General features: G+C 69.5%; 11 protein-coding genes. 6 read left to right on the forward strand and 5 right to left on the reverse strand.

Features of this window, described 5'->3' with window-relative positions:
* The first annotated feature begins 36 nt into the window (after positions 1 to 36).
* From HRC28_RS19555 to HRC28_RS19565, 3 genes are read left to right on the forward strand one after another with little or no spacing between them, the layout of a single operon-like run.
* The gene (locus HRC28_RS19555; protein WP_182377071.1) at positions 37 to 891 is read left to right on the forward strand and encodes a TIGR03619 family F420-dependent LLM class oxidoreductase; all 855 of its coding nucleotides are present in this window, start codon (positions 37 to 39) and stop codon (positions 889 to 891) included.
* Positions 888 to 1361, forward strand: coding sequence for a nuclear transport factor 2 family protein (locus tag HRC28_RS19560; protein ID WP_182377072.1), 474 nt, complete (start codon positions 888 to 890; stop codon positions 1359 to 1361). Before HRC28_RS19555 ends, HRC28_RS19560 begins: the two co-directional genes overlap by 4 nt.
* Positions 1358 to 2143 (forward strand): SDR family oxidoreductase, encoded by a 786-nt coding sequence (locus tag HRC28_RS19565; RefSeq protein ID WP_182377073.1) that lies wholly within the window; start codon positions 1358 to 1360, stop codon positions 2141 to 2143. The genes HRC28_RS19560 and HRC28_RS19565 overlap by 4 nt, the downstream gene beginning before the upstream one ends.
* On the opposite strand, the gene HRC28_RS19570 is transcribed toward HRC28_RS19565, so the two are convergent.
* Positions 2102 to 3235 carry a homoserine O-acetyltransferase gene (locus HRC28_RS19570; RefSeq protein ID WP_182377074.1) on the reverse strand — a complete coding sequence of 378 codons (1134 nt, stop codon included), beginning with the start codon at positions 3233 to 3235 and terminating at the stop codon, positions 2102 to 2104. The two genes, HRC28_RS19565 and HRC28_RS19570, sit on opposite strands and share 42 nt — an antisense overlap.
* 7 nt (positions 3236 to 3242) lie before the next feature.
* Positions 3243 to 4529 (reverse strand): O-acetylhomoserine aminocarboxypropyltransferase/cysteine synthase family protein, encoded by a 1287-nt coding sequence (locus HRC28_RS19575; RefSeq protein ID WP_182377075.1) that lies wholly within the window; start codon positions 4527 to 4529, stop codon positions 3243 to 3245.
* A 118-nt stretch (positions 4530 to 4647) separates the two neighbouring features.
* Here HRC28_RS19575 and HRC28_RS19580 point away from each other — a divergent pair, with 118 nt between their 5' ends.
* A complete protein-coding gene (locus HRC28_RS19580; protein ID WP_182377076.1) occupies positions 4648 to 5613 on the forward strand; it encodes a Rossmann fold nucleotide-binding protein in 966 nt (321 codons plus the stop codon).
* Here HRC28_RS19580 and HRC28_RS19585 read toward each other — a convergent pair.
* On the reverse strand, positions 5582 to 6712 hold the full coding sequence (locus HRC28_RS19585; RefSeq protein ID WP_182377077.1) for a glycosyltransferase family 1 protein: 1131 nt from the start codon (positions 6710 to 6712) through the stop codon (positions 5582 to 5584). The genes HRC28_RS19580 and HRC28_RS19585 overlap by 32 nt on opposite strands.
* A gap of 120 nt (positions 6713 to 6832) precedes the next feature.
* Between HRC28_RS19585 and HRC28_RS19590 the strand changes: the two genes are divergently transcribed.
* The gene (locus HRC28_RS19590; protein ID WP_182377078.1) at positions 6833 to 8578 is read left to right on the forward strand and encodes a TIGR03767 family metallophosphoesterase; all 1746 of its coding nucleotides are present in this window, start codon (positions 6833 to 6835) and stop codon (positions 8576 to 8578) included.
* A 16-nt stretch (positions 8579 to 8594) separates the two neighbouring features.
* Here HRC28_RS19590 and rlmN read toward each other — a convergent pair whose 3' ends face one another.
* Both rlmN and HRC28_RS19600 read right to left on the reverse strand, forming a co-directional pair.
* A complete protein-coding gene (gene rlmN / locus HRC28_RS19595; protein WP_182377079.1) occupies positions 8595 to 9728 on the reverse strand; it encodes a 23S rRNA (adenine(2503)-C(2))-methyltransferase RlmN in 1134 nt (377 codons plus the stop codon).
* Between the two features lie 65 nt (positions 9729 to 9793).
* Positions 9794 to 10159, reverse strand: a complete 366-nt coding sequence (locus HRC28_RS19600; RefSeq protein ID WP_182377080.1) for a hypothetical protein — start codon at positions 10157 to 10159, stop codon at positions 9794 to 9796.
* A gap of 147 nt (positions 10160 to 10306) precedes the next feature.
* Between HRC28_RS19600 and HRC28_RS19605 the strand changes: the two genes are divergently transcribed.
* Positions 10307 to 11410, forward strand: coding sequence for a hypothetical protein (locus tag HRC28_RS19605; protein ID WP_182377081.1), 1104 nt, complete (start codon positions 10307 to 10309; stop codon positions 11408 to 11410).
* Positions 11411 to 11444 lie beyond the last annotated feature (34 nt).

Here is an 11444-nt window from a genome sequence, read left to right on the forward strand (position 1 = left end):
CCTCGCAACGGGGCCGTACCCCCTGAAGGAGTCCACATGCTGCTGGGCATCACCAGCCCGATCGTCACCGCCGTCCCGGGCTTCCACTCCCCCTGGGAACGCACGGCCGGCATCGACGAACTGGCGCGGATCGCCGAGGCCGCTGACCGTCTCGGCTTCGACCACCTCACCTGCTCCGAGCACGTCGCCGTGCCCGTCGAGATCGCCGAGCAGCGCGGCGGGACCTACTGGGACCCGCTGGCCACGCTGAGCTTCCTGGCCGCGCGAACGACGAACATCCGGCTCGTGACGCAGGTCCTCGTGCTGGGCTACCACCATCCACTCGCCATCGCGAAGCGCTACGGCACCCTCGACCTGATCAGCAACGGCCGCCTGGTCCTCGGCTTCGGCGTCGGCTCCATCGAGGAGGAGTTCGACCTGCTCGGTGGCGAGTTCGCCGGCCGCGGCGCCATCGCCGACGACGCACTGGCCGCTCTCCGCGCCTCGATGTCGCGCGAACGACCGTCGTACGAAGGCACGCACTTCACGTACGACGGCCTGGTCATCGACCCGCACGCCGTGCAGCAGCAGGTGCCGTTCTGGATCGGCGGCTTCACCCCGCGCAGCCTGCGCCGGGCCCGCGAACTCGGTACCGGCTGGGTGCCGTTCGGACTGCCCCACGACAAGCTCCGGGAAATGCTCGACGCGGCTCCCCTGCCGGACGGCTTCGAGGTCGTCCTCGGCGCCGGGCGCCCGATCGACCCGATCGGTGAGGCCGACCGCACCCGCCGCGCCATCGACCGCACCCGCGATGCCGGCGCGACCATCGTCAACGTCCAGATCGCCGCCACCTCGGCGGACCACTACGTCGAACAGCTCGAAGCGCTCGCCGCACTGGAGGAGAACCGATGACCGACCGGCTCGAAGCACTCGAGGCCCGCCTCCAGCTCCTCGAGGACCAGCAGGCGATCAGCCAGCTCGTCGCGTCGTACGGACCGCTCGTCGACGCCGGCGAGGCCGAGCGCGTCGCCGCACTCTGGACCGAGGACGGCGTGTACGACGTCGAGGAGTACTACATGGGCAACCGGCCCGAGATCGAGGCGATGGTGCGCTCCGACGCCCACCAGGGCCTCATCGGCGCCGGCTGCAGCCACTTCCTCGGCCCCGCCCACGTGACCGTCGACGGCGACACCGCCGTCGCGGTCTGCGAGTCCGTGCTGCTCGTGCGCCACAAGGACCGCGTGTTCCCGGCGCGGATCGGCGTGAACCACTGGGAGCTCACCCGGACGTCGGACGGCTGGCGCACCACCCGGCGCACGACCCGCGGACTCGACGGCAGTGCCGAGACCCGCACCCTGCTCGCCTCGACCGGCCGATCATGAAGCCCACCGGCAACGGGCGACTCGACGGCCGGGTCGCCGTCGTCACCGGTGCCGCCGACGGCATCGGGGCCGGCATCGCCCGGGCGTACGCGGCCGAGGGCGCCCGCGTCCTGGTCGCCGACGTGTCCGAGGACCAGGGATGTGCACTGGCCGGGGAGATCAACGGCCTGTTCCTGCGCGTCGACGTCACCGACCGGGTGCAGGTCGAAGCCATGATCGCGACCGCTGTCGATGAACTCGGGTCGGTCGACGTCCTCGTCAACAATGCCTGGGGCGCCGGCGACGTCGGCCGCGTGGAGAACAAGACCGACACCATGCTCGAGCGCGGCTTCGCGATGGGCTACTACGGGCCCTTCTGGGCAATGCGAGCCGCCTTCCCGCACATGAAGGCAGCCGGCTGGGGGCGCATCATCAACATGTGCAGCCTCAACGGCGTCAACGCACACATGGGCACCCTGGAGTACAACTCCGCCAAGGAGGCGCTCCGCACGCTGACCCGGACCGCTGCCCGGGAATGGGCGCCGACCGGCGTCGTCGTCAACGCGATCTGCCCCGGCGCCAAGAGCGCGGCCTTCCACCGGATGGCTGCAGCGCATCCCGAGATCGCCGCCACCGCCGAGGCAGCCAACCCGATGGGACGGCTCGGCGATCCGTTGGCCGACATCGCACCGATCGCGGTCTTCCTGGCCTCCGAGGACTGTCGTTACCTGACCGGCAACACCCTGTACGCCGACGGCGGGTCACACATCAACGGCGTGGCTTGGGCGCCCGACCTGCCCTGAGGCGAGGTGCGCGCGCACCAAGTCGTGGTATCCCGGGGGCTCGAGCAGGAACGAGTCATGCCCCCACGGCGAGGCCACCTCCACGTGGTCGACCGCGACGCCGCGCGCTTCGAGCTGTTCGCGGATCCGCAACGAGTGGGCCGTCGGGAATCGCCAGTCGGAGTCGAAGGAGATCAGCCGAAAACGCGTCGCCGGGCGGCTTCCCGGGTGGTCCGCGAACGGGTCGAAGTAGTCCATCGGCCGGGTCAGGTGCAGATAGGACAATGCGTCGAATCGCTCGAGGAAGCTGTCCCCCTGGTGCTGGAGGTACTGCTCGACCTCGAAATCTGCAGCCAGCCGCTTGCCGCTGCCATGGGTGTCCCGGAGGTGACCGAACTTCGCACCGAGCGAGGCCCCTGAGACATAGGTGATGTGCGCCAGCATCCGGGCGACCTTGAGTCCGTGGCGCGGCGTGACGCCGTGGTCGGCGTACCGCCCCTCGCGGTAGTCCGGGTCCTCGAGGATCGCGCTGCGAGCGACGGAGGAGAACGCGATGTTCTCGGTCGTCAGTTGCGAACTCGCCGCCACGAGGACGGCACGGTCGATCCGATCCGGCTCCTCGAGCGCCCACTCGAGCACCTGCATGCCCCCGAGCGAGCCACCAACAGCCGCGTGGAGACGGTCGATCCCGAGATGGTCCAGCAGCAGCCGGTGGACCGCCACGAAGTCCGCCATGTCGAGCAACGGGAAGTCCGGACCGTAGGCCCACCCGGTCCGGGGATCCGTTGACAGCGGACCGGTCGTGCCCGAGCAGCCGCCCAGGAGATTGGCGCAGATCACGAAGAACCGGTTCGTGTCGACCGCCTTGCCCGGGCCGATCAGGTTGTCCCACCAGCCGGGTCGGCGCGCACCGTCGTGCCAGCCGGCGGCGTGCGCGTCCCCCGTCAACGCGTGGCACACCACGATCGCGTTGTCGCGCTCTGGCGACAGGACGCCGTACGTCTCGAACGCAACCTCGACCTCCGGAAGGATCTCCCCGGACGCGAGCTCCAGCGGGCCGCCCTGCGTGAGGACGGCCCGCTGGGTCGCAACGACGCCAACAGAGTCGGACACGCGGCCCCTACTTCGCTGCGATCAGGGCCTGCTCGAGGTCGGCGATGATGTCCTCGATGTTCTCGATGCCGACCGAGAGTCGGACAAGGTCCTCGGTCACACCGGCCGCCTCGAGCTCCTCGGGCGTCAGCTGGGAGTGCGTCGTGGTGGCGTTGTGGACGGCCAGCGACTTGGCATCGCCGATGTTCACGAGGTGGCTGAACAGTTCCACCGACTCGATGAAGCGCTTGCCTCCGTCACGTCCGGACTTGAGCCCGAAGGAGACGAGGCCGCCGTACCCCTTGCCGGTGAAGAGGCGGTCGGCGAGCGCCTTGTAGGGGCTGTCCTCGAGGCCCGGGTAGGACACCCACGCGACGGCGTCGTGTCCCTGGAGGTAGTGCGCCACGGCCAATGCATTGGCGCTGTGTCGCTCGAGGCGAAGGTGCAATGTCTCGAGGCCCTGGAGGAACAGGAACGAGTTGAGCGGGGCGATCGCAGCACCCGTGTTGCGCAGCAGCACCGTGCGCGCCCGGATGATGTAGGCGAGGTTGCCGACGGCCTCGGTCCACACGACGCCGTGGTACGCCTTGTCCGGTCCCGTCAGACCGGGGAACCGCTCTGAGTGTGCGGCCCAGTCGAAGTTGCCCGAGTCGACGATGACGCCGCCGATCGAGGTGCCGTGCCCCCCGATGTACTTGGTGGCGGAGTGGACCGCGACGTCGGCGCCGTGGTCGAAGACGCGCTCGAGGTACGGCGTCGTCACCGTGTTGTCGACGATGAGCGGCAGACCGTGCTCGTGGGCCGCGTCAGCCCAGGCCCGCGTGTCGACGACGTTGATCTTCGGATTGCCGATCGTCTCCGCAAAGACCAGTTTGGTGTTCTCGTCGACGTGCTTCGCGAGGTCCTCGGGCTTCTCCGGGTTCACGAACCGCACCTCGATGCCGTACTGGGGCAGCGTGTGGGCGAACAGCGCGTAGGTGCCGCCGTAGAGCGTGGAGATCGCGACGATGTTGTCGCCGGCGTAGGTCAGGTTGAGCACGGCGTAGGTGATCGCAGCGGACCCGGATGCCACCGCGAGGGCGCCGACGCCACCCTCGAGTTGCGCGACACGATCTTCGAAGACCGACTGCGTCGGGTTCATGATCCGCGAGTAGATGTTGCCCGGCTCGGCCAGGGCGAACAGGTTCGCGGCATGCTCGGTGTCGTTGAAGACGTACGACGTCGTCTGGTAGATCGGGACGGCGCGGGCGTTGGTCGCGGGATCGGCCTCTTCCTGGCCGGCGTGGACCGCGAGGGTCTCGGGGCGATAGGTCATCGTTGACTCCTGTCGAGATGCCACCGTCGGCGGCGTGGGCTTTCTCTCTAAAGTCTAGTTAGTTAATCCACTATTGAGCAGGCGACGTCCACTCCTCGGACCGGTAGCGTCACCGCCCGTGAGGAGCACCCGCGCCCGGTCCGTCGTCGTCGCGTCCCGGACCGACACCGATCGCCAACTCGAAGCCGATGCCTCGGCAGTCGCCTGCGCCCACCTCGCCGGCCTGGACCTCGAGCGAACGACGCTCTACTCCCCCGACGAACTCTTCGACCAGCCCACCTACGCCGCGTCCTTCGATGCCCGTGCCGACCTGTGGGCGCGATCCACCTCCGGCCCCGCCGAGGCCCTGGCCGAGGTCCTCCACGACCAGGCGATCGACACCGCGCTCGCCACCTGGGTCCGGGAGCAGACCCTGGTCGGCGTGATGGGCGGACACGCGGCCCAGCGCGGCAGCACCGAGTACGACGACGCGGCTCGCCTCGGCGCCCTGCTCGGTCGCACGCACGTGATCGCCACGGGCGGCGGTCCGGGCGCGATGGAGGCGGCCAACCTCGGCGGCCGGTTCGCACACGGATCCACCGAAGCCCTCCTGGCCGCGCTCGCCACCGTGGCGACCGTGCCGTCGTTCCTGCCTTCGGTGGATGCGTGGACGACCGCGGCCCGGCAGGCCCTCGAGCTGTGTCCCGATCCGGCGCCGACGCTGGGCGTGCCGACCTGGCACTACGGCTATGAGCCACCGAACGTGTTCGCGACCGCGGTGGCGAAGTACTTCCGCAACGCCCTGCGCGAGGCGATCCTGCTGCAGGTCTGCGACGCCGGCATCGTGTTCCTGCCGGGTGCGGGCGGCACGGTGCAGGAGATCTTCCAGGACGCCTGCGAGAACTACTACGCGGCCGAGGACGCAGTGGCACCGATGGTGCTGGTCGGGCGGCGGTACTGGACCGAGGACCTGCCGGCGTGGCCGCTGCTCCAGGCGCTGGCGCGCGGCCGGCCGATGGAGCAGCACATCCACCTCGTCGAGACGATCGACGAAGCAGCCGCCCTGTTCGTCGCTAGGCGACCTGGGCACCGACCCGCTCGCTGAGCACGGCGCGGTAGTGCCCGAGCAGTTGCTCGTTGATCGAGAACCACGACCGCTCCTGGACGGCGCGGACGGCCGTGACACCCATCGCCCGTCGCAGCGCGCCGTCGGTCGCGAGGCGGTCGACGGACGCGGCGAGGTCGGCACCGTTGCCCGGCTGGTAGAGCAGGCCGGTCGCTCCGTGGGCGATCACGTCGACCGGACCGCCCTGGGCGGGCGCCACGACCGGCACGCCCGAGGCGAGCGCTTCCTGTGCGGACTGGCAGTAGGTCTCGTAGCGACCGGTGTGGACGAAGACGTCAAGCGAGGCGTACGCCCGGCTCAGGTCGTCGCCGTGCAGCAGCCCGAGGAAGGTCGCTCGGTTGCCGAACACACCACGCAGCCGCTGCTCCTCGGGGCCGCCGCCCACCAGCACCAACTGGTAGCGGGGGTCGTCGGCGATGTGCGTGAGCAGGTCCAGTTCCTTCTCGGCAGCGAGGCGACCCACGTAGCCGACGAGCAACTGGCCTTCGGGAGCGAGCAGGCGGCGCAGCGCACCGTCGCGGTGACGCGGGTGGAAGGCGGCCAGGTCGACGCCGCGGCCCCAGCGGTGCACGGCCGGGACACCGAGTTCCTCCAGTTGGGCGATGCTGGCGGTCGACGGCGCGAGGGTGCGGTCGACGTGGTGGTGGATCCGGCGGGTCAGGCTGGCTGCCGCACGGACCCCGCCCGGGACGTCGTACCGCTCGGCGAAGCCGACGAGGTCGGTCTGGTAGATCGCGACGGTCGGGATCCCGAGCTCCTCCGCGGCGCGCGCGGCCTGGTAGCCGAGGGTGGCCGGCGAGGCGATGTGGACGACATCGGGTCCGTACTGCAGCATCATCGCCCGCAGGCGGCGACGCGTCTCGAGGCCCACCCGGAAGTCGGGGTAGAACGGCAGGTTCGCACCGCGGGCGCGGCGCAGCCGAAAGCCGGCGTACGTGTCGGGGCCGGTCGGGGCGACCAGTTCGGCCTCATGCCCCTGGGCGGAGAGGTGCTCGAGCACCCGGCGCACGGAGTTCGTGACACCGTTGATCTGTGGAAGGAACGACTCGGCCACCACCATCACGCGCAGCTTGTTCATGGCTCGGACGGTAAAGAATCTTCCGCAACACACGCCTACAGGCGCGAGAGTGTCCGGCAACCGCCTCATGAACGACTGAAGACGACGTGACCCCGGTCACCCCCACGTCGTTTGAGTCCCGTGGAGATCTCTCGCCGTAACCTGATCCGCCAAACCATCGCCGCCGGAGGGCTCGCCGCAGCCGCCACCGCGCTGCCCGGAGTGATGCGGGGAGGCGCGGCCTCAGCCGCGACCACGGCCGCCGCCTCTGCCCCCGTCGAGAACGCTGCTGCGACGCTCCAGCAGACGTTCACGACCGGTGCACCCAACGCGCTCGGCTACCGCAAGGTGCTCGCCGTCGCCGGTGAGCCCCACGGCACCCGCACCGCGCTCGGCGTCGCTGCCGGCGACGGTCGCGCGGCCGCGCGCCAAGGCCTGCTCGCGTTCGTCCAGCTCAGCGACGTCCACATCGTCGACGCCCAGTCGCCGCTGCGGCTGGAGTGGGTCGACCGGCTCGAGGACCCGGGCTCACCGGTCGCGACGGGGCTCCTCTCGTCGTCGTACCGCCCTCAGGAGATGCTGACCGGCCAGGTCGCCGACTCCATGGTCCGCGCGATCAACCAGGTCGCGAGCGGCCCCGTCACGGGCAAGTCGCTCGCGCTGGCCATCCAGACCGGTGACAACTCGGACAACTCCCAGCTCAACGAGGTCCGCTGGAACATCGGCGTCCTCAACGGTGGTCAGGTCCGCTTCGACTCCGGCAACCTGACGCGGTACGAAGGCGTCGCCGATGGCAACGCCCTGACGTACGACACTGCCTATTGGCACCCGGAAGGCGCACCCGCCGGCAAGCCGGTCGACCGCCCGCGCAAGGAGTACGGCTTCCCGGTCGTTCCGGGCCTGCTCACCGCTGCCCGGGCCCCGTTCCAGGCGGAGGGACTCGACATCCCGTGGTACTCCGTCTTCGGTAACCACGACGGTCTCGTCCAGGGCAACTTCCCCACCAGCACCCTCCAACTCAACCTGCTCGCCCTCGGCACGCTCAAGGTCGTGTCGCCGCCGACCGGGATCAACCCGGCCGAGGTCCTCGACAACCTGATGAGCGACCCGGCTGCGGTGATCACGAACCTGCTCTCCGGCGTCACCAACGCGGGCATCCGCGTCGTCACCCCCGACCTCAACCGTCGCCTGCTGACGCGCAAGCAGGTCGTCGAGCAGCACTTCTCGATGGGCGGCGCCCCGTTCGGCCACGGCTTCACGACGACGAACCGGCAACAGGGCACGGCGTACTACTCGTTCGACCAGGGCAACTTCCGCTTCATCGTCATGGACACCGTCAACCCCAACGGGTACGCCGACGGCTCCCTCGACAAGACGCAGTTCACCTGGCTCTCGAACCTGCTGGCCGCCTCGGCCGACAAGATCGTGATGGTCTTCAGCCACCACACGTCCGACACCATGGGCAACCCGCTCGTCGCCACCGGCGGCAGCCTCGAGCCGCGCGTCACCGGCGGGACGGTGCTCACCACGCTGCTCTCGCACCCGCAGGTCATCGCGTGGATCAACGGCCACACCCACACCAACAAGATCACCCCGCGCGTGCGCACGGGTGGCGGTGGCCTGTGGGAGATCACCACGGCCTCGCACATCGACTGGCCACAGCAGGCCCGGATCATCGAGATCGCGGACAACACCGACGGCTCCCTGTCGATCTTCACGACGATGGTCGACCACAGTGGCCCGGCGTCGAACGCGAACCTCAACAACCCGACCCAACTGGCCGGCCTGGCCCGCGAGCTCGCGGCGAACGACTGGCACGACCACAGCGGTGGCCTGGGTACAGCAGACGACCGCAACGTCGAGTTGCTGGTGGGCAACCCGCTCTGACGGACCGTCTCGAGACCTACTCGACTGCGGCGAGCTGACCGCAGGCGCCGTCGATCTCGGAGCCACGGGTGTCGCGGACCGTCGTCGGCACGCCCTTGGCCTCGAGCCGGCGGACGAACTCACGCTCGTCCTTCGGGTCGGACGCGGTCCACTTGGACCCCGGCGTGGGGTTGAGCGGGATCAGGTTGACGTGGACCCAGCCGTGGCCGCGCTCGTTGAGTACGTCGGCCAGCAGGTCGGCGCGCCAGGCCTGGTCGTTGATCTCGCGCATCATGGCGTACTCGATCGAGACGCGACGCTTGGTCTTCACGAAGTACTCGTAGGCGGCGTCGACCGTCTCCGCCACGGAGAACCGGGTGTTGATCGGGACCAGCGTGTTGCGCAGCTCGTCGTCCGGCGCGTGCAGGCTGAGCGCGAGCGTGACCGGGATGCCTTCGTCGGCGAGCTGCTTCATCCGCGGCACGAGGCCGACGGTGGAGACGGTGATGCCCCGCGCCGACATGCCGTAGCCGTCGGGGGCGGGCTCGGTGAGGCGTCGTACGGCGCCGATGACAGCCTTGTAATTGGCCATCGGCTCGCCCATGCCCATGAAGACGACGTTGTTGACGCGACCCTTGCCGCCGGGCACCTCGTCACGCTCCAGCGAACGCGCCCCGGCGAGCACCTGCTCGACGATCTCGGCGGTTGACATGTTGCGCTGGAGGCCGCCCTGGCCGGTGGCGCAGAACGGGCAGGCCATGCCGCAGCCGGCCTGGCTCGAGACACACATGGTCACGCGGCCCGGGTACCGCATCAGCACGGATTCCACGAGGGACCCGTCGAAGAGCTTCCAGAGCGTCTTGCGGGTCGTGCCCTTGTCGGCTTCGAGGGTGCGCAGCGGCGTCATCAGGTCGGGCAGCAGGGCCGCGACCAATTCGGCGCGCTGGGCGGCCGGCAGGTCGGTCATCTGCTCCGGGTCGTCCGCGAGCCGCGAGAAGTAGTGCGTGGCGACCTGCTTGGCGCGGAAGCCCGGGAGGCCCATCTCGACCAGCAGCGCCTTGCGCCCGGCGGGATCGAGGTCAGCCAGGTGCTGCGGCGGCTTCTTGCGCCCGCGCGGCTCGTCGAAGACGAGGGGAAGGGGGCGGGGGCCGGACTCGGGCTGGTCGGTCATGGTGGATCGATTGTCCCACCTGCGCCGACGGATGCCGAAACGTCAGATCAGGCGACCGGGAGGGGTCAGGCGTCGCGCTTGAGCAGGAACCACAACACGGCGCCAGCCACCCCGACGGCGACGATGAGGGTCGCCAGGGTGCCGAGCAGCATGTAGCGCGCAAAGCGGCGGGTGTGGCGGGGCACGAGCAGCCCGATGGGGACCACCAGGAGCAGCAGCACGAAGGGGAAGAGTTCCTCGGCGCGGTGGTAGCCCACCAGCCAGCGGAGGACGGCGGCGTACAGGCCCGGGACCACGATGATCGAGACCATGCCGGTGAAGAAGCCCGCGAGCGGGAAGAACACCGGATGCCCGCGGTGGAACCAGTCGGGTCGCCGCGAGCGGTCCTCCGCCTGGGTGCCGGCGTCGCGCGCCTGATCTGCCTCATCCATGTCTGAGCGATCGTATCGGTGCCGACCACATGGCGCCCAACTGCCCGAAGGGGCAATGCAGGGCGCCCGATCGTCCGCCGCCCGGTCGTCGCGACGCAGGTCGCTCCCGGCCTAGATTTTCGCCATGTCGTGGTGGGCGGTCAGCTCATGACGCAGGCCCCCGTGTTCATTCCGTGGCGGAGCATCGCGGCCGGCGTCGTGGATCCCTCTGCGCGCACGCTGAGCTATGGCGAAGCACTCGAATCGCCCTGCGCGACCTGCAGCACTTCCCCGTGCTGCACGCACCTCCCGGTGCACACCTTCAGCGTCAGCACCGTCGGCGACCTGTCGTACGCCGCCTACCTGCTCAACTTCGACCGAATCCGGCTCGGCGTGACCCGGGTCGGCGAGTGGAGCGTCTACTACGTCAACCCATGCCGCTTCCTCGACACCGAGCGGATGGCTTGCACGGTCCACGCCACGGACAAGCAGCCGAACATCTGCCAGAACTACAGCCCCTACCAGTGCTGGTACAAGCGATCGATGACGAAGTCGGTGACCGAGGACTTCGTGTTCGTCGACCGGGCGCGTCTCGACTTCATCACCGAACGGGTCCAGTTCGACGAGGCGAGGAACGTCATCGGCATTCCGGACTGGGACGAGCTGGTGAACGCGCTCGCGAGCGTGAGCGACGAGGTGCCGTGGGACGAAGCGACACCGGTCCCCTCCGATCACGCCTACGAGCGCTGGCAGGCCGAGGTCGTCGGCGCCGAGGACCCGACGCCCGCCCATCGGCGCCTCCTGCCGTTCGCCGACAACCCGAGCCCGTGCTCCACCTGCTCGGCTCCCTGCTGCGAGACCCTCGAGTTCGCCCAGGGATTCCCCACCACGAAGAGCTCGCTCGACTTCTTCCAGTTCTGCCTCGGCTTCCCGGGCGTCGAGTTGTCCGTGTCGGATGCCGGGTGGTCCCTGGCGATCAAGACCACCTGCCGCCACCTGACCGACGGGCGCTGCGGTGTCTACGGGCAGCCTGAGCGCCCGCTGTTCTGCCGCTACTACGACGCCTGGAAGTGCACCTACCGCGACAAGTACCTGCAACCCCGCCCGACCGCGAGCGTGCGAGTTCGTCTGGACGAGTTGTCTGCGCTCACCGAGTGCATCGTGGTCGACGAGAACGGCAAGATCGCGACCATCGCCCCCGTCGACGACACCCGGGCGCAGATCGAAGCGTCGTGGCGCAAGGCGGCGGGGCTGGAGCAGGCCCCGACATGAGGGAGCGGGCACGGGAACCCGAACCCACCCGCGC

It is taken from the genome of Nocardioides sp. WS12, from assembly GCF_014108865.1.
Lineage (GTDB): Bacteria > Actinomycetota > Actinomycetes > Propionibacteriales > Nocardioidaceae > Nocardioides.